This is a genomic window from Methanothermobacter thermautotrophicus (genome assembly GCF_014889545.1).
In the GTDB taxonomy this organism is placed as follows: Archaea; Methanobacteriota; Methanobacteria; order Methanobacteriales; family Methanothermobacteraceae; genus Methanothermobacter; species Methanothermobacter thermautotrophicus_A.
On sequence record NZ_QKOF01000004.1, the window covers coordinates 26,469 to 45,317 of the forward strand.

Genomic DNA, 18,849 nt, shown 5'->3' on the forward strand with positions numbered 1-18,849 from the left:
TATCACCTGAAGAATGAGTCCAGGGTTGTCTGCCGGGATGTTTCAAGTTCCTTCAGGAGGCTGCTCCTCTCCCTGAAGGCCTCAAGTCCAAGTTCAAGTGCACCATCAATGAATTTTAGTGCACCCCTCAGGTCATTGAATACTTTGGGCTTCGTTTTCATGGCATTTTTCACGTTCTCCCTGACGTTGAATACTCCCAGGGGCACGTAGCCAGGGTACGCCTCCCTAAGGATGATTGCCCCCGCCTGTTTCTCCTCCCTGTCAAGGGCCTCAAGGACAGCCATCTTGGCGCTGTAGTAGCAGCCACCGACCCTCGAATATTCCCTCTTACCCTTACCTCCCTCATGGTCTGAGAATATCATGGCACGGCCATCCCCCTTCATGAAGGCCTCCATCCATTCATACTGCCACTCTGAGGGTGTCAGGAGTATCAGGTAATGGTTTTTGAGGCTCTCAAACTCATGGACCCTGAAGGTGTCTATGGTCTCATATTCAAGGACCCTGCGGAGGAAGTGATCGGCCAGGGTGCTGTCACAGGCCGTTATGGACCACCTCGTCGGTACAAGCTTTCTCCTCCTCCCATCTCCAAGGGCGCCAACCGAGAGGGCCTTCTGCACCGCCGAGAAGGGTGTGCCCCTCCGGTGTAGCTCTACTATGGCCTCCCGTGCCCTGAGGTCAGTGTCATAGTAGACCCTCTCAAGTTCACGGTCCCATTTCACGTTGTCTATCTCAAAGTTTTCGAGCACTGCGCTGGGACCGTGGGGTGTCTGTTCCTCGCTGAAGAAGAGCCCCTGTGGTTTCCTTCTGAACTGGGCCTCGCTCTCAATGGCCCCGGAGGAGAGGGATATCTCCTGGAGCTTTTCAACGAGCTGATTGTCCAGGTCGCGGACACCCACCAGCTGTTTGCCCCTTACAAGGTTGAGGCGGTAGTCTATGATCTCCTCCTGGGTCTTCCTCTCAGGTATCCACCGTTCAGGGGAGTCAAATATTTCAACCTCTTCCTGCACTGGCGCTATCATGGGGCCCGCATAGACCTTCGGGTAGTTCCAGCTACCTATGAAGACAGATGGGGGTGTTGCTCCCTCCAGTTCCTCCCCTATGCTTATTGATTTCATTTTGAGGTCCCTTGTGAGTCTCTGGAGGAAGGCGTACTTTGACCTTATCATAACTAATGTTCTGTTGGATCCTTATTATATGAGTTGTAGAGATCCATCAGATATTTATAATCTGACACCCCTGAATCAACCTCAGGTGCAGGAAAACCAGACAAAGCACATATCCATCTTATGCAACTAAAGAATACTGTTTCTAAAAAACTGTGATCTGTGGATGGCTGTGCCTTAATAGGGAGGAATATTCTTTCTAAAAAACGAAAATTATTAACCATCAATGATCTATATTAAATGATGTTCAGGTGATTAATATGGCCATACCGAATTATAAGGAGGTAATGTTACCCCTCCTAAAACTTGTAGCGGATGGAAAGGAGCATTATATTAAAGAAGTTTATGATGAGCTTGCCGAACAATTTCAGTTGACTGATGAGGAGAAGAGGAGACTTATACCCAGCGGGAAGAACAGATTCTTTGATAATCGTGTGACTGGGCACGCACAACCCTAAAAAAGGCCGGCCTGATGGAGTCCCCACGAAGGGGCTATATAAGGATAACCTCTAAAGGTTTGAGGTTTTTAGAGAGGAAGCCCATTGAACTTGAAGATGGTTTTCTGGAACAGTACCCTGATTTTGCTGCTTTTATTGGCGGTAAAGAAGAACCGGCAGGAAAAATTTCAAGGGCGCAATGGAATAATAATTCAGGTGGAGATCTCACTCCAGAAGAATCACTGGAATACAGTTACCAGACCTTAAGGAATGAGCTGGCCAGGGATTTGCTTGAAAAGATCATGTCATGCTCCCCGGAATTCTTCGAAAAACTGTTTGTGGACCTCCTGCTGAAAATGGGCTAAGGCGGCTCAAGGAGGGATGCAGGCAAAGCCATAGGAAAAATTGGAGAAGGTGGAATAGACGGCATCATAAAGGAGGACAAACTGGGCCTGGACACCATCTATATCCAGGCAAAGAGATGGCAGGACACCGTATCTCGACCCGAAATACAGAAATTTGCAGGCGCCCTGCAGGGCCCGGAAATCCTGGAAGGGAGTCTTTATCACAACATCCAAATTTTCAGATAAAGCCAGGGAATACGCATCAAGCATCAGTAACAGGATAGTCCTCATTGACGGCGAGGAACTGGCCCAGCTGATGATCGACCACGACGTCGGCGTATCAAGGGTCACATCCTACGAGATCAAAAAGATAGACACAGATTACTTCTCAGAGGAATAAAAGGCTTTGCAGAATCACCTCATGATATAAATAAGGCTTATCCACCACCCCATTAAAAGTTAATTTCAGTCATTGGATGTTTGAATCTGAAGGGATTAAATTAATGGAGGATCTTCAATGTACTCAAAGAGGATGCAGAGGCATGTCCAGAGAATAGGGTACAATGTAAACAGGTTCCAGGGCAACCTTCTACTCCTGAAGGGTGGCAGGGACCCCCAGGAACTCAGGAGGGAATTCATGGATATAGAGCGTTCTCTCAACGAAGTCTTCAGGGACATATCAGGTGAAGTCCCGGATCCTGGCCTTGGGGATATTCACAGTTTAATAGTTAAGGCCGCTGGAACCTACCTTGGGGCAATAAGGGAGTTCATGAGATTCTATGATGATTGGGATGATGATCACTTCGTTCACTCTGGCCTCATGATAAACGAGGCCAACGAGTTACTGAACAGGGCTGCTGCAATGTTTAACGGTCCCTGATCAGTCCTCACCACTGATGAAGTGGATGTAGATGAACTCCACGAGGCGTCCATAGATCCATGGGACCAGAATGAACATTGATACACCGGCGATCCCTGTAAGGAGGCCGATGAGCCATTCAGGATAAAAAATGGGCCTCCATCTCCCGATGATGTATGTCAGTGTGTTTATTAGCCCTGTTGCAACCGCCATTATGAGTCCGGCCACCCAGTACCTTCCAAAGTCCTCAGCCATTCCAGCACCTTCCTGCATTTCAGCTTATCTGATCCCTGGGGATGAACTTCAGTGCCGCTGAGTTCATGCAGTACCTCTTACCTGTGGGCCTGGGGCCGTCATCGAATACATGGCCGAGGTGGGCGTCGCACCTTGCACAGAGGACCTCACAGCGTACCATGCCGAGACTGCGGTCCTCCCTCAGTTTGATGTTGTGTTCGGATACCACATCATAGAAGCTCGGCCACCCTGTCCCTGAATCGAATTTGGTCTCTGAGTCAAAGAGGTCTGTGCCACAGCATATGCAGCGGTATATGCCGTCCTCGTGGAGGTCATGGTATCTGCCTGTGAATGGGGGCTCTGTTCCTGCTTGCCTTGCAACACGGAAGGCCTCCGGGTCAAGTATCTCCCGCCACTCATCATCTGAGAGTTCGATCCTCTCAACCATCTCAACACGATTTTTTGCAACAGAGAATATTGGGATCCTTTCTTTCATACATCAGATTATGTGATTCATAGATTATTTAGTTAATCAAGGATTCACTTTCATAATTTACATCTCGGAATGGGAGCTGATGATTTTTTTCAGGCATCTTAAGAAAAAAAGGTTTTTGTTTTTCTGTGCTCTGATATTCAGAAAAAAAAGATTTTGTGGCTTTTCACTATTTTTTCAGGCAAATTCAATGGTGCTTGGAGGCTTATCACTTACAGAAAGAGCCACATGGGTTACCTCAGGTATCTCGGCGGTTATACGCTTTGATATCCTCTTTATGAGATCCCATGGGAGTTCAGGGACACTTGCTGTCATGGCGTCAAGGGATTCCACCATCCTTATAACCACGAGGTATCCGAAGTCCCTCACGTCCCCCTTAACCCCTGTGACCATGGTGTCAGTCAGTACAGCGAAGTACTGCCAGAGACTCTCATGGAGGCCGCTATCAACAACCTCCTCCTCGACTATGGCGTTGGCCCTGCGGCATATCTCAATCTTCTCCCGGGTTATCTCTCCGACTATCCTCACTGCAAGCCCTGGACCAGGGAAGGGTTGCCTCTGGATCATCTCACGTGGAAGGCCCAGTTCAAGGCCAATTTCACGCACCTCATCCTTGTAGAGCTCCCTTATGGGTTCAACTATCTCAAGTACAAGTCCGTGTGGGAGTGCAACGTTATGGTGGGACTTTATCTGGCCCTCACTCTCAATCCAGTCGGGGGCTATTGTACCCTGCACCAGGTACCTTGCACCTATCTCCTCGGCGACCCTCTCAAAGACCTCAATGAAGACCCTTCCAATTATCTTACGCTTCTCCTCAGGGTCTGTGACACCCTCAAGTTCCTTCAGGAACTCATCTGAGGCGTCGATGTAGCGGAAGTTCAGGCGTTCACTGAAGGTTTTCTTGACGTACTCTGCTTCCCCCTCCCTTAGGAGGCCGTGGTCAACAAATACCGCTGTCAGGTTGTCCCCTATGGCCTTACCTGCAAGAACAGAGGCCACGGAACTGTCAACTCCTCCTGATAGTGCTATTATGGCCTTTTCATCACCAACGGTACTTCTTATCTCTTCAACTGCTTCTTCAATAAAATCAGATGGATTCAGCATAAGTATCACCGGATAAAAATGATTGATTTAATATCTTGCGGGACATGTATTTAATGTTAAGGATGGTGGCTTTTGGCTGGAAGTTACCCGAGGGTACATCATGGGGACCTGCAGACCTCATGGAAGTTCTCGAAGACCCTGTGCCCATCCCTTGTATGGTGAACCTCAGGGTGGAACTGTATACCATACACCGGTTTATCATGGTGTTTCATGGCCTCCACTTCACATATGCTTGACGTTGCCAGGACATCGAATTCATCTGGCAGCTTCTTAACCTCGTCCTTGTGGGAGGCCCATACGCTCATCCTTGGCCCCAGTCCCCTGAATATGTCGTCCTCGTCGAGTATTTCGAGTTCGATCTGGGCGTAGCTCTCTGCCTCTGCCGTCGCAACCTCTCCACCGTAGGCCTTTGCTATCAGCTGGTGGCCCAGGCATATGCCGAGGATGGGTATTTCGAGGTTCTGTATGTACTCCACACAGTTACCGGACCTCTCGAGTGAGGGTCCACCACCCAGTATGAGGCCATCAGGGTCCCGTGAGATGATATCATCAAGGGGTGTGGTGTTGGGTACAAGCTCGGAGGGTATCTGGAGATACCTGAGCGTCCTGTGTATCCTGTGATTGTACTGGCCGTGATTGTTGATGATGAGTATCATAAACATTCTCCTCTTCTGATTCTGAAAACCTATTTATATTTCACTGGATAATTAAATATTATGGAGGCCGTGGATATAATTTACATTCTGGTTGCACTTGTCCTTGCAGTTGTTGCTTTCTATGTTCTGGTATGGCTGCTACCGGTGATAGTGGTCCTTATAATTGCATACATCATATACATCTTCCTCAGGGGAGGGAGTGTTTGCGGTTGATGCGCGTATCCAGAATAGTTTACTGGTGTTGGTGGGTGCTGTGTGACACCACATAAAAAGAATACATAAAAAGGAATGAGAGATTATTTTTTGGCAGTATTTTATCAGTAGCTCTGTATTTCACCATAAAAAGGAATGAGAGATTATTTTTTGGCAGTATTTTATCAGTAGCTCTGTATTTCACCATAAAAAGGAATGAGAGATTATTTTTTGGCAGTATTTTATCAGTAGCTCTGTATTTCACCATAAAAAGGAATGAGAGATTATTTTTTGGCAGTATTTTATCAGTAGCTCTGTATTTCACCATAAAAAGGAATGAGAGATTATTTTTTGGCAGTATTTTATCAGTAGCTCTGTATTTCACCATAAAAAGGAATGAGAGATTATTTTTTGGCAGTATTTTATCAGTAGCTCTGTATTTCACGGTAGGCGTAGGTTGCTGCTATGGCACCCTCTGCACATGCGGTCACCCACTGGTTCAGACCACCTGTTATATCTCCCGCGGCATACACGAGGGGCACGTTTGTTCTCTGCCACTTATCTGTTATGATGTAGCCTCCATCATCCACCTTAACACCGAGGTCAACTGCAAGCTGGTTGAGGGGTTCTTCGCCTATTGATATGAACACCCCGTCAACCTTGACGGTCTCTTCCTGGCCGGTTTCACGGTTGTGGATGACGACCTCCTCAACCCTATCATCACCCCTTATCTCCCTGACCACAGAGTTCCAGATCACAGGGATACCCATCTCACGAAGCCTGTCCTGGAGGTACCTATCGGCCCTAAGTTCATCCCTCCTGTGGACGATACTCACATCACAGCCTATGTTCTTGAGGAAAACGGCCTCCTGGGCTGCACTGTTACCACCGCCAACCATGAGGACCCTTCTACCCTTGTACAGTGGACCGTCACAGGTTGCACAGTATGATACACCCTTCCCGAGGAGGTCATTCTCTCCCGGCACTCCAAGCTGCCTGTGCCTGCTTCCAGTTGCGAAGATTATTGCGGAGGCGGTGTAGGTGTCCCTTGATGTCTTGACGGTGAACACATCACCTTTCTCTATCTCCTTAACCTCCTCCATTTCCCTCAGCTCTGCAACAGCGGTGGCCTGTTTCTTCATCCTTGTAACCAGGCTCATACCTGCGATCATCTCAAATCCAGGGTAGTTCTCCATCATGGGCACCTCGAGGCCCAGTCCACCGGCCGGGCCCTTATCCAGCATCAGCACGCTGCTTCCCTGCCTTCCACCATAGATGCCGGCTGTGAGCCCGGCAGGGCCAGCCCCTATAACTATTATATCATAATCGGTCATCATACCACCTTAATGAGTATCTTGGTCGTCAATGGAGATAAAGATTTCACTTACACTCAAATTAATATTTCACAGGATGGAGCAGTTAATATTAAAAAAAGATTCTGAAAGTAGCAGTTCCCACAAAGGGGGGGGAGTTTTTCAGGGTCCGTCGACTATTTTCCATAGAGATGGACTTTTTTAGAGCCTTTCCTGGATTTTCTCCCTGAGGATCCTGTTTACAACCTTACCATCAGCCCTTCCCCGGAGCCTGCCCATGGCCTTCCCCATAAGGGGACCCATTGCACCCATACCCCTCTCAGATATCATATCGAGGTTACCCTCAACGATGTCCTGGATTATGGCCTGGATCTCATCCTCTGAAAGGAGGAGGAGGTTGAGCTTAGCGGCAGCATCCTCTGCTGCAAGGCCTTCATCAGCCATGCAGGCCACTATGTCCCGGAGGGCATCCCTGGAGATCTTACCATCCTCAAGGAGTTTAATGGCATCTCTAAGTTCATCAAGGCCCAGGCCATCCACATCATGGCCCTCCCTCCTGAGCTCCCTCAGGGTGTAGGCCAGGAGTGAGGCTATCACGGTTACATCGACCCTGAACTCTACGAGAGCCTCGAATTCATCCACAAGGTTACGCTTAACCAGCTGTGATGCCAGGTCCTCACTCAAACCGTACTCCCTCATTATCCTCTCCTTCTTCTCTGATGGAAGCTCAGGCAGGTTCCTCCTGATGTCCTCGATGAGATCCTCCTCTATCCTGAAGAGGGGTATGTCTGTTTCAAGGTACATCCTGCTTGAGGTCGGCAGTGGCCTCAGGTACTGTGTGTTACCGTCTGGCAGGGCCTTCCTTGTCTCCTCAGGGACGCCCTGGATGGCCATCTCCGCACGCCTTATAACCTCCCTGAGGGCCTTCTCTGCGGTGTCCCTGTCATGGGCAACCATGACAACCGCATCACCTGGTGAGGCACCAGCGGCCTCCCTGAGGCCCTGAACCTCGTCCTCTGTTATACCGTAGGCAGGGAGTTCATCGGTGTGGAATATGCCGCTCACACCCCTCTTTTTAGCATAATCGGCCATCTCGGTGCCTAGGCGCCTTCCCGGCTGGATTTCAACCCCTATGAGACCGTCAAAGCCCCTCAGTTTAACTGCGAGTACAGACTCCGCTGAGGAGATTATCCTTGATTCTGTATCTGTGAATACGTCTGATACATCGAATATTTCATCCTCAACCATGGCGCCCCTCTCCTGGAGGGTGTTCCTTATCTCAACCAGGCTGAGCTGCCTCCTGACCTCCCTCTCAACTATCTCGGGTATGAGGTCAAGGTCCTGGACCCCCTTCACCTCCACCCTGGCGCCATCACGTATGGATATGTTGAGGTCCTGCCTTATGGTTCCAAGGCCCCTCTTGACCCTGGTGCTCCTCAGGATCTGCCCTATCTGGTAGGCGACCTCCCTCAGCTGCTGGGGGTCACTAATTGAGGGGTCGGTGGTTATCTCAACGAGGGGTATGCCGAGCCGGTCCAGTCTGAAGACCACGCCGTCACCTGTCTCCCTGATCCTCCTTGCGGCGTCCTCCTCAAGGCAGAGGTTCTCTATTTTGACTGTCCCCTGGGGGGTTTCGAGGTGCCCGTCGGTTGCAACGAGTCCTGTCCTCTGGAATCCGCCGGTGTTACTCCCATCGATCACCTGCTTCCTCATGGTGTGGAACTCATCAACGACCCTCATGTTAAGGAGGAGTGCGATGGTAACTGCGATTTCAAGTGCCTCCGGGTTCAGGGGGTGTGGGGGCTCCTCATCCGCCTCAACGAGGCATGTTTCCTCGAAGTAGTTCTCGTAGTGGAAGTGGAGCCTCCTCATGGCCTCCTCAAAGGCTGCTCTGTCGAATTTCCCGAGCTCGCTCTGGGTTGGCCTGAGGTTCCTTACAATATCATGGTCGGGTTCAGAATCGGTGAGTTCTGTTCTGCAGGGACAGAAGAGCTTACTCTCTGTATCAAGCTGCTGGTGTATCTCAAGGCCCATCCTGAGTCCTATTTTCTCCCAGTCCATTTTATCATCCCCTGAAGTATGCTATCGATGTCCTCTCATTGATCTCCCCTGCAATGTTCTCCCTCATCATCTCACCTGCTGTCTCAGGGTCATCTGTCTGTCCGAGGACCCAGCACATCTTCACATAGGCGACCTCGGGCAGCATGTCGTCGCAGGGTATTACACCTGCCTGCAGCAGTCTTCGCCCTGTACTGTAGACGTTCATGTTCACCCTCCCATTGAGGCACTGGGACGTCATTGCCACAGGCACTCCAATATCACGGGCCTCCCTGAGGGCGGGTATGAGGGTGTCGGGGCAGTGGCCGAGGCCTGTTCCCTCAATGACGATGCCCCTGTAGCCCTCGTTGAGGTGCCATTTTATGATCTCAGGGGTTATCCCTGGGTAGCTTTTTATGAAGGCCACCTTCTCCTCTACGCTTTCACTCAGTTCCAGTTCATCTGAACCCCTTTCCCTGTAGTTCTCCTGGAGTATTTTAAGGCCATCCGGTGTCACCTTTGCAAGGGGGAGGGCGTTTATGCTTCTGAAGGTGTCCCTCCTTGAGGTGTGCATCTTCCTCACCTTCACACCCCTGTGGAGGTGGCAGCTGAGGTCATCCATGGTCGCATGCATGCAGACTGTGACCTCTGCGATTTCTGAGGCCGCTGCCCTCACAGAGCACTGTATGTTGAGGTTTGCATCTGAGGAGGGTCTGTCTGAGCTTCTCTGGGCGCCGGTGAACACCACAGGTACCGGGGTCCTGAGCATGAAGCTGAGGGCGGCTGAGGTGTAGTGCATGGTGTCTGTTCCATGGGCCACCACCACTCCATCAGCACCATCCTTTATCTCACTGTAGACTGCCCTGGCTGTCTCGACCCAGTATTCGGGTTTCATGTTCTCGCTGAGTATGTTGAAAACTGCACGCCCCCTTATATTTGCAATGTCCAGGAGTTCAGGGTTTGCACGTAGAAGGTCATCTGCTGTGAATGCAGGGTGAACGGCCCCTGTGCGGTAATCTATTATGGATGCGACGGTACCGCCTGTTGATATTATCGACACATCAGGTAATTCCGGGTCCTCAGAGACTTCAACTGGCGGGAGCTCTATCTTTGGCTTGGATCCCTTCTCAATGAGCTCTATCCGGGCATCACTGATTTCAACTCCAATGTTGTACCCGTTTTCCAGTTTCAGGACTATGTGTCTGTCGTCTGCATCATCTGCACGGTCAAGGACCATGCCATCATAGGTGACGTCTGGCTTCTCAACCCTCACCATGTCCCCCACATTTATGGAGGCTGATTCCAGGAACTTCCTTGCTTTTCCCTGGTAGGACATTAGAACTCCTCCTCAATGTTTTCTCTTGCCCACTCTGCACCTGCCTCAAGGATCCTCAGGTTCAGGTCTATGATCTTTTCCTTACCAGAGAAGGTGAATTTTATGGCCTCCCTGAAGGATTCCTCATCAAGGCCTGTGAGTCCGAGGGCCATCATAACCCCCAGCATGACGGTGTTGGCGGCCCTTCCAGTTCCATGTTTCCTTGCTATCTCTAGGGCCGGCACACCGATGGCCCTCACATCTCCTCCACTGTAACTGGCTGTTGTGGAGTCATAGAGTATGATACCTCCACCGGCCACTTTCCCTGCGAATTCATCGAGTGATGGCTGGTTAAGGGCCACCAGGATGTCCGGGGTGTCCACTGCAGGTGAACCAACCCTTTCACCGGATATAACAACGCCGCAGCTTGAGGTACCACCCCTCTGCTCGGGTCCATAGGCAGGGTACCATGATGTGTGTCTGCCCTCGCTGCAGGCCGCCTGGGCCAGTGTCAGTCCCATGCTCAGGACGCCCTGGCCACCGAAACCTGCAATCTTCACACTGACCTCGGGGAATTCAGGGTCATCAACAGGGTCAGGCACCGAGTCCTCCCTGATCTGGAATATCCTGTCAAGGCTCTCCCTTGAAAAGTCACTCTCTGACCTTATCAGAGGCTCTGCTTCGGCTGACCGGTCCCTGAAGTTCTTCACAGGGAATTCTCTCTCCATCTCCTCCTTCAGGAATCTCTCCGCACCTTCGGCGTCCTGTCTGAGGTTTGTGGGACATGGGGATAGCACCTCAACGAATGCGTATCCCTTACCATCCCTCTGAATCTCCAGGGCCCTCTTAATGGCCCTTCTAGCCCTCCTTATCCTCTTCGGATCTGCCAGTGACACGCGTTCTATGAATACAGGGGCCTGCAGGTTGTCCAGGAGTTCGCACATGTGGAGTGGATAGCCTGCGTACCTGGGGTCCCTTCCGGTGGGGCAGGTGACAGTCACCTCACCGACAAGGGTCGTTGGCGCCATCTGACCCCCTGTCATACCGTAGACGGTGTTGTTGACGAAGAATACCGCCAGTTTCTCCCCACGATTGGCTGCCTGTATGGTCTCATTGAGGCCTATGGATGCGAGGTCCCCGTCTCCCTGGTAGAGTATGACAACCGCGTCATCCTCTGCACGTGATATCCCTGTTCCAACGGCGGGGGCACGTCCGTGGGCCACCTGGACGTTTCCACAGTCAAAGTAGTAGTAGGCGAATACGGCGCAGCCCACGGGACTTATCATAACAGCCCTTTCCTGTATTCCGAGTTCATCTATGGCTTCACCTATCAGCTTGTGCAATATACCGTGCCCGCAGCCTGCACAGTAGTGTGTCGCTGTGGGTGCGCTTCCACCCTTCCTCTCAAATACCTCGTGGAGTGAATCCGGCTTTCTGATCACCTTCTTAGTCACTGAAATCCCCCGCAACTTCTCTGATCTTCTCAAGAACATCCCTCAGTTCTATAAGGTTTCCACCCATCCTGCTGACGAGTTCAATGTCCCTGCAGCCTGAGGCCATCCTTATATCCTCCATCATCTGTCCGCTGCTCATCTCTACTGATATGAACCTGCAGCCTTCATCTGCAAGTTCACGGATCCTGTCTGATGGGAAGGGGAACAGTGTTATGGGTCTGAGGAGCCCAACCTTTATGTCATCTGCCCTGGCAGCTTCAACTGCGCTCCTGGCCACCCTGCTGCTTATGCCATAGGCCACAAGGACGATATCTGCATCATCCACCAGGTACTCCTCATACCTCACCTCATTCTCCTCTATCCTGGCGTACTTCTCCTGGAGGTAGAAGTTGAACTCCTCAAGCTCATCGAAGTCCAGGAATATGGAGGTCACAAGGTTCTTCATGGTCTCCCTGTTACCGCAGACAGCCCATGATGTGTCTGGCCTGTGCTCAACCGCCTCCTCGGGGAAGCGCAGTGGCTCGGCCATCTGACCGAGGACTGCATCTGTGAGGACAATCACGGGGTTCCTGTATTTATCTGCCAGTTCAAAGGCCTCCATTGTCAGGTCGCACATCTCCTGGACACTGCTGGGCGCCAGGACTATGTTCCGGTAGTTTCCGTGGCCCCCACCCTTCACAAGCTGGTTGTAGTCTCCCTGTTCCGGCCCGATATTTCCGAGGCCTGGACCGGCCCTCATAACATCCACTATTACTGCAGGTAGCTCTGCACCTGCGAGGAATGAGATCCCCTCCTGTTTCAGACTTATGCCAGGCCCTGATGATGCTGTCATGACCCTGTGCCCTGCTGCGGCTGCACCGTATACCATGTTTATTGCAGCCTCCTCTGACTCTGCCTGCACGAATTTCCTTCCTACCATTGGGAAGTACCTTGAGGCCTCATGGAGTATCTCACTTGCAGGTGTTATGGGGTAGCCGAAGTAGCAGTCGCAGCCAGCGTACATGGCCCCTATTATCACTGCTGTGTTTCCCTTAACCATCTGTGTTGCCATCTTCACACCTCTCTATGTGGACCTCAATGGCATTTATCTCGGGGCAGGTGTAGTAGCAGTTCCCGCATCCATTGCATCCCTCGCCCCGGTACTCAACGTAGTGGTAGCCCCTCTCATTGATTTCGCTGCTCATGTAGAGGACATTCCTGGGGCATGCGATTATGCAGCGTTCGCATGCCTTGCACTCCAGGCTGTTTATCACTGGATATGCCTTCTTCATTGGTTTTCACCGTCTCCTTCAAGGTCATGTTCACGGATCTCAACACGCCTTATCTTACCGCTTATGGTCTTGGGCAGTTCATCAACGAATTCAACTATCCTGGGGTACTTGTAGGGGGCGGTCACACGCTTAACATGGTCCTGGATCTCCTTTTTCAGTTCCTCTGATGGCTCATAGCCCCTGGCAAGGACGATGGTGGCCTTCACCACCTGTCCCCTTATGGGGTCGGGGTACCCTGTGACTGCACACTCAAGGACCGATGGGTGGGATATGATGGCACTTTCAACCTCGAAGGGCCCTATACGGTAACCTGAACTCTTTATGATGTCATCGGTTCTCCCAACGAACCACATGTAGCCATCCTCATCCATCCAGGCAGTGTCCCCGGTGTGGTAGTATCCGTCGTGCCACACCTCTGAGGTCTTCTCAGGGTTCCGGTAGTATCCGTTGAAGAGACCGATGGGTTTGCCCTCAGCGGTTCTTATGACTATCTCACCCTCCTCACCGACGTCCACGGGGTCACCGTTCCGGTCCACCAGTTCAACATGGTAGCCAGGGGATGGCTTGCCCATTGATCCTGGTTTTGGTTCCATCCAGGGGAAGTTTGCTATGCACACAACGCATTCTGTCTGCCCGAATCCCTCCATCAGCTGGAGGCCGGTGTGTTCCCTGAACCTCTCGAAGACCTCAGGGTTCAGGGGTTCCCCTGCTGTAACCGCGTATTCGATTCCTGAAAGATCATATCTTGAGAGGTCCTCCTTTATGAGGAATCTGTAGATGGTTGGGGGCGCGCAGAATGTGGTTATATCGTATTTTTCAAGCTTCTCCAGCATCTTCTCAGGGTCAAAGCGGTCGTAGTCATAGACGAAGACAGCGCTTCCAGCTATCCACTGGCCGTAGATCTGGCCCCACATGGCCTTTGCCCAGCCGGTGTCTGCAACCGTGTAGTGGAGGCCATCCTCCCTCACGTTCTGCCAGTACTTGGCTGTTATTATATGGCCCAGGGGGTAGGTGTGGTCGTGTTCTATCATCTTGGGCATCCCTGTTGTACCTGATGAGAAATAGACTATCAGGGTGTCATCTCCACCTGCACAGTCCTCTGGCCTTTCAAAGTCTGCTGAAACTTTCCTCAGTTCTTTCCTGAGGTTTATCCATCCATCCCTGTCAGTGTCACCCACCAGTACCTTCTTTGTATCTGAGCCCAGTTCAGCTATGGCCCCATCGAATACTTCAGGGACACCGTCCTCTGCTATGCATACAACCATCTTTATGTCAGCCTCCCTTATACGGTAGACGATGTCCTTCTCCTTGAGCATGTGGGTGGCAGGAATTGCTATGGCCCCTATCCTGTGGAGTCCCAGGAGGGCGTACCAGAAGTCGTACCTTGCCTTGAGGGTCAGCATGACGGTGTCGCCCTTTTTTATACCCTCCCCTGTGAAGAAACTGGCGGCCCTTCTGGATAGTTCCTGGAGTTCACCGAAGGTTATCCTCCTCTCCTCTCCATGGTCGTTACACCAGACCAGGGCAACCTTATCGGGTTCAATCTCAGCGTATCGGTCAACCACATCGTATGCGAAGTTGAAGTTTTCAGGGACCCTTATCCTGAAGTTGTCACGGAAATCCTCATATGAATCAAATTCAACACGGTTTACGAATTCATTGATGAGAGCAGTCATCGGTACACCTCTACATTATTATTGCCAGGAACCTGGCCTCTTTACCGTCCAGGGCCTCCATGGCGTGTTCATAGGATGAGTCAAAGAATATGGAGTCCCCCTCATTGAGTATTATCTCATTTTCGTGTATGTAGAACTTTATGCGCCCCTCGAGGACGTAGTTGAATTCCTGTCCAGGGTGGCTGTTGGTTTTTGGTTTCTCCTTTCTGGGTTCTACTGTGACTATGAAGGGTTCGGCCTTCTTGTGTATGAACTTCTCTGCCAGGTTCTCATAGCGGTACTGTTTTCTCCTTTCAACCTCCACGCCCTTACCCTTCCTGGTTACCGTGAAGATGTGCATCCTGGTCTCCTCGCCAGTGAGGAGCAGGCCCATGTCAACACCGAGTTTATGGGCTATCTCGAAGAGTATGCTTGCGGGGATATCATCCTCTCCTGTCTCATATCGGCGGTATGTTTCAACGTCAATTTTGAGGTAATCGGCCATCTCTTCTTCTGTGATTTCTGAGAGTTCCCGGAGTTCCCTTACACGGGAACCTATCTCTTTGCTTTTCTCTTTCATGATTACACCTCATCAGCATCAGGAAAAATTAATAATGATTATTAATGATAAATGTCTCTTCCTTAATAAACTTTCCCATCTTAAATGTTTAAGTTCCACATAATTAAATATGTATCTAGAGGAGGGTGTTTCCAATGGAGTTAAAGAAGGTTAAGATAGAGTCCCGGGAGGACATAAACATCATACTGGGACAGAGCCACTTCATAAAGACGGTCGAGGACATCTATGAGGCGATTGTGAACACGGTCCCCCAGGCGAAATTTGGGATCGCCTTTGCCGAGGCATCAGGGGACTGCCTGGTGAGGCATGCGGGAAATGATGAGGAGCTCGAGGAACTGGCTGCAGAGGCCATGCTTGAGATTGCAGCCGGACACTCCTTCATAGTGTTCCTGAGGGATGCATTCCCCATAAACGTCCTCCAGCGCATAAAGGACGTCCCGGAGGTTGTCAACATCTACTGTGCAACAGCGAATCCGGTTGAGGTTATCATAGCAGAGACCGATCAGGGAAGGGGAATCATGGGAGTCATTGATGGTAACAGCCCAGGTGAGATAGAGGGTGATGAGGATATAGCTGCAAGGAAGAAGTTCCTCCGTGTTATAGGTTACAAGTTTTAGTGGAATCTTCACATTTATTTTTGAAGCTGGAGGCTTCATCTTTCAGTCTCTCTTTCCCTGCAACATCACTGGCGGGACACTGATGGATCCATGTGCAGGGGCACCCCGTGACATGTTCCATGTTCACGGCACACCAAATATATTAAACAGAACAGCCAATATTATTATGGTGGTTGTATAATGTCCGACAAAGTTGTTTTTGTTAAGGAGAGCGGGAACAAGAACAGAGGGGAGAACGTCCTTGAAATAAACCAGAACCGGGTGAGGATGAAGGAAAAACAGAAGGGCACACTGTCAATAACATTTGAAAGTCCAGATAAGGGGGACATAGACGCTGCCATGGCCTTCTTTGAGTCAATGACGGATATGGAACCACTCACAATGAACATTGCAGATACAGGTGAGATAAGGGCCTACTTCAAGGGTACAGCACCCTTCAGTCAGAAGGAAGAGGAGGGTATGACGGTCTACACCTACGGTGTGACCATCCAGGAACTGCAGGAATAGCTTCCCCCCTAATTTTATTATTATTTTCAGCTACCATGACCCTACTGGTCCTTGGGGTACGTCCACTCCTCGAATATCTTGTATATCCTCTGGGGGTCACTGAAGACATCTGTCTTATCCATCTTTGATATCCTCTTCACGTGCTCAACGTCCTCCTTTGTTATCTGAAGTTCCAGTTTTTTACCGTTGGGGAGTGTTGTTACGACCTTCCCCTCACTGTAATCAGATGGCATGATGTAGACAGGTACTGAGGCCTTCTGCGCCATTATAACGGCGTTGGTCACAAGTGTATCTCCTATTCTCAGGGAGATCTTGGCGGTGCTGTTGGATGTGCACGGTGCAACAAGTATGAAGTCATACTTTCCCAGCTGCACCTGACCTGCAAGGAATGGTGAATTGGCGTTTATCTCAACCCATTTCCTGTCAAAGCTTGTCTCCAGGTCCCTGTAGAGTCCATAGTATTTCACAACCTGGTCCCCGGCCTTCGAAATGAAGACGTCTATTTTAACACGGTCCCCGTATATCTTCTTAACATCCTTCATTATGGCGTAGGTTTCCGTCAGTTTCTCCCCGGCCCCGGTTATGCACCAGGCCACCCTGAGTTTCTCTGTCATGGACAGTATTATGTTGGAGGTTATTAATCAAAATTTGGGTGCTGGTGTGATCAACTATTCAGCAGGAGGTTATGGTGGCAGTAGTTCTTATGGGGGTAATACTGCAGTTAAGGGCTGGATAACGATAAAGAGAGAAGGGAAAGGTTATTTAATTAAGTGGGGTTAATGGGCATTCAAAGATGAGGGGTCCTGAGTTACGGCTGGCCGGTATTCAATACCCGTCGTCCACAATGACGCCATCCAGTATCCTGATGGTCCTTGAGGCCATGGCAGCCACATCTGGTTCATGGGTCACAACGACCAGGGTCACCCCCTCGTCCTCCTGGAGCTCCCTCAGCTTCCTGAGTATTCTTCTGCCGGTCCTTGAGTCAAGGGACCCGGTTGGCTCATCTGCAAGGATTATGGACGGATCATTGGCTAGGGCACGTGCAATGGCAACCCTCTGGCGCTCACCACCAGATAGCTCGGTGGGTTTCCGGTCAGCCTTATCAGCGAGATCAACATATTCAAGGAGCTCCATGGCACGCTCCTCCATGTTCTCATGTTTCACCGCGAACATGGGTATCTCCACGTTCTCAAGGGCCGTCAGGTTGGGTATGAGGTTGTGCAGCTGGAACACAAAACCTATCTCCTCGGCCCTCAGCCGGCTAAGATCCCTCTCCTCTGAGAGGTCCCTCCCGGCGACACGGATCGTGCCGGAGTCAGGAACGTCAAGGGCACCTATCATGTTAAGGAGGGTTGATTTACCGGAACCTGATGGCCCCATTATTGATATGAATTCTCCAGCATCAACATCAAGGTTGACTCCGTTGAGGGCCCTTATCCTCCCACTGTCAAAGCTTTTCCTGAGGTCCCTGACTTCTATGGCCTTCATATGATCACCTACTCGTACCTCAGGGCCTCTGTAGGGGCAAGCCTTGACGCCCGGTAGGCAGGGTAAAGCCCTCCCAGTATACCTACGGTGAATGCCACTGCAAAGGCCCTCATGAAGATTTCAGGGGTGTAGACAGGTTCTATGAATCCCTTCATCCCCAGGGCCAGGAGGACCTGTATCGCCGCGACTCCCAGCACTGAGCCGACAGCACCTGCCATGGCGGTGAGTACCACAGATTCTCCTAGGATCATGGCGAGTATCCTCCTGTCCCTCCAGCCAACGGCCTTCAGAACTCCGATCTCCCTTGTCCTTTCAAAAACTGACATTATCATGGTATTTATGACCCCTATACCACCTATTATTATGGCCAGGAGTGAAATGGCCCAGGTAGCAGTGTCAATGGTCTGAAGTCCCTGGTCAACACTCTGGAGGTCCTCCAGGGAGGCTATGGTTGTGAGGTCACTGTACCTCTTCTCGATTCTATCGGTGACATCCTCCACCCTTGAATTCCGGGTCATCTTCACGTATATCATGGTGACCTTGCCCTCCTTATCCTCGATCTTCTGGAGTTTCCTGAGTGAGATGAATGCTCCTGAGTCCTGCTGCATATCTCCTGACTCGAATATGCCCACTATCCTGTAGTCACGGTTCTTTATCCTTATGGTGTCACCAACGCCCTTCCCATGGTTCTCGGATGCGACCTTCCCCATTATGACCTCATCTGCATCCGGGTCCCGGAGTGTTCTCCCCTCTGTTATCTTTATCTGACTCATATTGATCTTAGCCGGGTCTATACCTATTAATACGAAGTATGGATTGTCATCCAGTGGCTGGACCGCCATGAGGATCCCCACAGCGTCCTCCACGCCGCTCACATTCCGGACCCTGTCAACGTATTCCTCATCTATCTTGCTGAGGAACATGTCCGAGACATTGGACTCCACTATGGTGAAGTCAGCGCCTCCTGCCTTCAATGTGTTCTCTGTGGACGTTTTCAAACCCTCCGTTATAACTCCAAGGGTTACTATGGTTGCAATCCCTATTGCAATACCTGTGATTGCAAGGAGACTCCTTGCACGGCTTCTGAATGGATTCTTCAGGACTAGTGTTATGAACCTCATGGATGATTA

At 50.7% G+C, this 18,849-nt stretch carries 23 protein-coding genes and 1 pseudogene; 8 read left to right on the forward strand and 16 right to left on the reverse strand.

All coding sequences use genetic code 11. From position 1 onward, the window contains the following. Window positions 1-2: 2 nt before the first annotated feature. Window positions 3-1,166 (reverse strand): Nre family DNA repair protein, encoded by a 1,164-nt coding sequence (locus DNK57_RS02285; protein ID WP_192961451.1) that lies wholly within the window; start codon window positions 1,164-1,166, stop codon window positions 3-5. A 284-nt stretch (window positions 1,167-1,450) separates the two neighbouring features. Between DNK57_RS02285 and DNK57_RS09230 the strand changes: the two are divergent. The 5 genes and pseudogenes from DNK57_RS09230 to DNK57_RS02295 all read left to right on the forward strand — a co-directional run. Continuing rightward, window positions 1,451-1,635, forward strand: a pseudogene (locus tag DNK57_RS09230) (winged helix-turn-helix domain-containing protein); the annotation flags it as partial. A 45-nt stretch (window positions 1,636-1,680) separates the two neighbouring features. Next, window positions 1,681-1,965: a hypothetical protein gene (locus DNK57_RS09235; protein WP_264291545.1), complete on the forward strand. Its 285-nt coding sequence runs from the start codon at window positions 1,681-1,683 to the stop codon at window positions 1,963-1,965. 66 nt (window positions 1,966-2,031) lie between these two features. Continuing rightward, window positions 2,032-2,190, forward strand: coding sequence for a restriction endonuclease (locus tag DNK57_RS09360; protein ID WP_394354485.1), 159 nt, complete (start codon window positions 2,032-2,034; stop codon window positions 2,188-2,190). Then, window positions 2,120-2,344, forward strand: coding sequence for a restriction endonuclease (locus DNK57_RS08990; RefSeq protein ID WP_264291546.1), 225 nt, complete (start codon window positions 2,120-2,122; stop codon window positions 2,342-2,344). Before DNK57_RS09360 ends, DNK57_RS08990 begins: the two co-directional genes overlap by 71 nt. Before the next feature lie 117 nt (window positions 2,345-2,461). Further along, window positions 2,462-2,824, forward strand: coding sequence for a hypothetical protein (locus tag DNK57_RS02295; protein ID WP_192961452.1), 363 nt, complete (start codon window positions 2,462-2,464; stop codon window positions 2,822-2,824). Here DNK57_RS02295 and DNK57_RS02300 read toward each other — a convergent pair whose 3' ends face one another. The 4 genes from DNK57_RS02300 to DNK57_RS02315 form a co-directional block, all read right to left on the reverse strand. Then, window positions 2,825-3,058, reverse strand: a complete 234-nt coding sequence (locus DNK57_RS02300) for a hypothetical protein (RefSeq protein ID WP_226890987.1) — start codon at window positions 3,056-3,058, stop codon at window positions 2,825-2,827. 19 nt (window positions 3,059-3,077) lie between these two features. Beyond that, complete coding sequence (gene msrB, locus DNK57_RS02305) at window positions 3,078-3,533, reverse strand: peptide-methionine (R)-S-oxide reductase MsrB (protein ID WP_192961454.1); 456 nt, start codon at window positions 3,531-3,533, stop codon at window positions 3,078-3,080. Between the two features lie 174 nt (window positions 3,534-3,707). Beyond that, window positions 3,708-4,634, reverse strand: coding sequence for a glutamine-hydrolyzing GMP synthase (guaA, locus tag DNK57_RS02310; protein WP_192961455.1), 927 nt, complete (start codon window positions 4,632-4,634; stop codon window positions 3,708-3,710). 98 nt (window positions 4,635-4,732) lie between these two features. Next, a complete protein-coding gene (locus DNK57_RS02315) occupies window positions 4,733-5,290 on the reverse strand; it encodes a GMP synthase subunit A (protein ID WP_192961456.1) in 558 nt (185 codons plus the stop codon). A 60-nt stretch (window positions 5,291-5,350) separates the two neighbouring features. Between DNK57_RS02315 and DNK57_RS02320 the strand changes: the two genes are divergently transcribed. Next, window positions 5,351-5,503, forward strand: a complete 153-nt coding sequence (locus DNK57_RS02320; RefSeq protein WP_192961457.1) for a hypothetical protein — start codon at window positions 5,351-5,353, stop codon at window positions 5,501-5,503. Between the two features lie 404 nt (window positions 5,504-5,907). Here the strand turns inward: DNK57_RS02320 and trxB are convergent, their stop codons facing one another. The 8 genes from trxB to DNK57_RS02360 all read right to left on the reverse strand — a co-directional run bounded on the left by trxB (window position 5,908) and on the right by DNK57_RS02360 (window position 15,107). Next, window positions 5,908-6,816 (reverse strand): thioredoxin-disulfide reductase, encoded by a 909-nt coding sequence (trxB, locus tag DNK57_RS02325; RefSeq protein WP_192961458.1) that lies wholly within the window; start codon window positions 6,814-6,816, stop codon window positions 5,908-5,910. A 180-nt stretch (window positions 6,817-6,996) separates the two neighbouring features. Then, window positions 6,997-8,856, reverse strand: a complete 1,860-nt coding sequence (gene gatE, locus DNK57_RS02330; protein ID WP_192961459.1) for a Glu-tRNA(Gln) amidotransferase subunit GatE — start codon at window positions 8,854-8,856, stop codon at window positions 6,997-6,999. A 4-nt stretch (window positions 8,857-8,860) separates the two neighbouring features. Further along, entirely contained in the window at window positions 8,861-10,168 is a 1,308-nt protein-coding gene (gatD, locus tag DNK57_RS02335; RefSeq protein WP_192961460.1) for a Glu-tRNA(Gln) amidotransferase subunit GatD, read from the reverse strand. Beyond that, a complete protein-coding gene (locus tag DNK57_RS02340; RefSeq protein ID WP_192961461.1) occupies window positions 10,168-11,640 on the reverse strand; it encodes a 2-oxoacid:acceptor oxidoreductase family protein in 1,473 nt (490 codons plus the stop codon). The genes gatD and DNK57_RS02340 overlap by 1 nt, the downstream gene beginning before the upstream one ends. Continuing rightward, window positions 11,594-12,652 (reverse strand): 3-methyl-2-oxobutanoate dehydrogenase subunit VorB, encoded by a 1,059-nt coding sequence (gene vorB / locus DNK57_RS02345; protein ID WP_192961462.1) that lies wholly within the window; start codon window positions 12,650-12,652, stop codon window positions 11,594-11,596. The genes DNK57_RS02340 and vorB overlap by 47 nt, the downstream gene beginning before the upstream one ends. Next, a complete protein-coding gene (gene vorC / locus DNK57_RS02350; RefSeq protein WP_192961463.1) occupies window positions 12,633-12,872 on the reverse strand; it encodes a 3-methyl-2-oxobutanoate dehydrogenase subunit VorC in 240 nt (79 codons plus the stop codon). Before vorC ends, vorB begins: the two co-directional genes overlap by 20 nt. Next, complete coding sequence (locus DNK57_RS02355; protein WP_192961464.1) at window positions 12,869-14,548, reverse strand: AMP-binding protein; 1,680 nt, start codon at window positions 14,546-14,548, stop codon at window positions 12,869-12,871. Before DNK57_RS02355 ends, vorC begins: the two co-directional genes overlap by 4 nt. Window positions 14,549-14,558: 10 nt before the next feature. Next, on the reverse strand, window positions 14,559-15,107 hold the full coding sequence (locus DNK57_RS02360) for a helix-turn-helix domain-containing protein (RefSeq protein ID WP_192961465.1): 549 nt from the start codon (window positions 15,105-15,107) through the stop codon (window positions 14,559-14,561). 134 nt (window positions 15,108-15,241) lie between these two features. On the opposite strand from DNK57_RS02360, the gene DNK57_RS02365 reads away from it, so the two are divergent. Both DNK57_RS02365 and DNK57_RS02370 read left to right on the forward strand, forming a co-directional pair. Further along, a complete protein-coding gene (locus DNK57_RS02365; RefSeq protein ID WP_192961466.1) occupies window positions 15,242-15,724 on the forward strand; it encodes an adenosine-specific kinase in 483 nt (160 codons plus the stop codon). 180 nt (window positions 15,725-15,904) lie between these two features. Next, on the forward strand, window positions 15,905-16,231 hold the full coding sequence (locus tag DNK57_RS02370) for a hypothetical protein (protein ID WP_192961467.1): 327 nt from the start codon (window positions 15,905-15,907) through the stop codon (window positions 16,229-16,231). 41 nt (window positions 16,232-16,272) lie between these two features. Here DNK57_RS02370 and afpA read toward each other — a convergent pair whose 3' ends face one another. The 3 genes from afpA to DNK57_RS02385 all read right to left on the reverse strand — a co-directional run bounded on the left by afpA (window position 16,273) and on the right by DNK57_RS02385 (window position 18,840). Further along, window positions 16,273-16,845 (reverse strand): archaeoflavoprotein AfpA, encoded by a 573-nt coding sequence (gene afpA / locus DNK57_RS02375; protein WP_192961468.1) that lies wholly within the window; start codon window positions 16,843-16,845, stop codon window positions 16,273-16,275. 211 nt (window positions 16,846-17,056) lie between these two features. Further along, window positions 17,057-17,719 (reverse strand): ABC transporter ATP-binding protein, encoded by a 663-nt coding sequence (locus DNK57_RS02380; RefSeq protein ID WP_192961469.1) that lies wholly within the window; start codon window positions 17,717-17,719, stop codon window positions 17,057-17,059. An 8-nt stretch (window positions 17,720-17,727) separates the two neighbouring features. Further along, a complete protein-coding gene (locus DNK57_RS02385) occupies window positions 17,728-18,840 on the reverse strand; it encodes an ABC transporter permease (protein ID WP_192961470.1) in 1,113 nt (370 codons plus the stop codon). Window positions 18,841-18,849 lie beyond the last annotated feature (9 nt).

Coding starts and splice junctions, on each gene's coding strand:
- DNK57_RS02285 (WP_192961451.1), bottom strand. CDS start 1,166: ATGATAAGGTCAAAGTACGCCTTCCTCCAGAGACTCACAAGGGACCTC.
- DNK57_RS02295 (WP_192961452.1), top strand. CDS start 2,462: ATGTACTCAAAGAGGATGCAGAGGCATGTCCAGAGAATAGGGTACAAT.
- DNK57_RS02300 (WP_226890987.1), bottom strand. CDS start 3,058: ATGGCTGAGGACTTTGGAAGGTACTGGGTGGCCGGACTCATAATGGCG.
- msrB (WP_192961454.1), bottom strand. CDS start 3,533: ATGAAAGAAAGGATCCCAATATTCTCTGTTGCAAAAAATCGTGTTGAG.
- guaA (WP_192961455.1), bottom strand. CDS start 4,634: ATGCTGAATCCATCTGATTTTATTGAAGAAGCAGTTGAAGAGATAAGA.
- DNK57_RS02315 (WP_192961456.1), bottom strand. CDS start 5,290: ATGATACTCATCATCAACAATCACGGCCAGTACAATCACAGGATACAC.
- DNK57_RS02320 (WP_192961457.1), top strand. CDS start 5,351: ATGGAGGCCGTGGATATAATTTACATTCTGGTTGCACTTGTCCTTGCA.
- trxB (WP_192961458.1), bottom strand. CDS start 6,816: ATGACCGATTATGATATAATAGTTATAGGGGCTGGCCCTGCCGGGCTC.
- gatE (WP_192961459.1), bottom strand. CDS start 8,856: ATGGACTGGGAGAAAATAGGACTCAGGATGGGCCTTGAGATACACCAG.
- gatD (WP_192961460.1), bottom strand. CDS start 10,168: ATGTCCTACCAGGGAAAAGCAAGGAAGTTCCTGGAATCAGCCTCCATA.
- DNK57_RS02340 (WP_192961461.1), bottom strand. CDS start 11,640: ATGTTCTTGAGAAGATCAGAGAAGTTGCGGGGGATTTCAGTGACTAAG.
- vorB (WP_192961462.1), bottom strand. CDS start 12,652: ATGGCAACACAGATGGTTAAGGGAAACACAGCAGTGATAATAGGGGCC.
- vorC (WP_192961463.1), bottom strand. CDS start 12,872: ATGAAGAAGGCATATCCAGTGATAAACAGCCTGGAGTGCAAGGCATGC.
- DNK57_RS02355 (WP_192961464.1), bottom strand. CDS start 14,548: ATGACTGCTCTCATCAATGAATTCGTAAACCGTGTTGAATTTGATTCA.
- DNK57_RS02360 (WP_192961465.1), bottom strand. CDS start 15,107: ATGAAAGAGAAAAGCAAAGAGATAGGTTCCCGTGTAAGGGAACTCCGG.
- DNK57_RS02365 (WP_192961466.1), top strand. CDS start 15,242: ATGGAGTTAAAGAAGGTTAAGATAGAGTCCCGGGAGGACATAAACATC.
- DNK57_RS02370 (WP_192961467.1), top strand. CDS start 15,905: ATGTCCGACAAAGTTGTTTTTGTTAAGGAGAGCGGGAACAAGAACAGA.
- afpA (WP_192961468.1), bottom strand. CDS start 16,845: ATGACAGAGAAACTCAGGGTGGCCTGGTGCATAACCGGGGCCGGGGAG.
- DNK57_RS02380 (WP_192961469.1), bottom strand. CDS start 17,719: ATGAAGGCCATAGAAGTCAGGGACCTCAGGAAAAGCTTTGACAGTGGG.
- DNK57_RS02385 (WP_192961470.1), bottom strand. CDS start 18,840: ATGAGGTTCATAACACTAGTCCTGAAGAATCCATTCAGAAGCCGTGCA.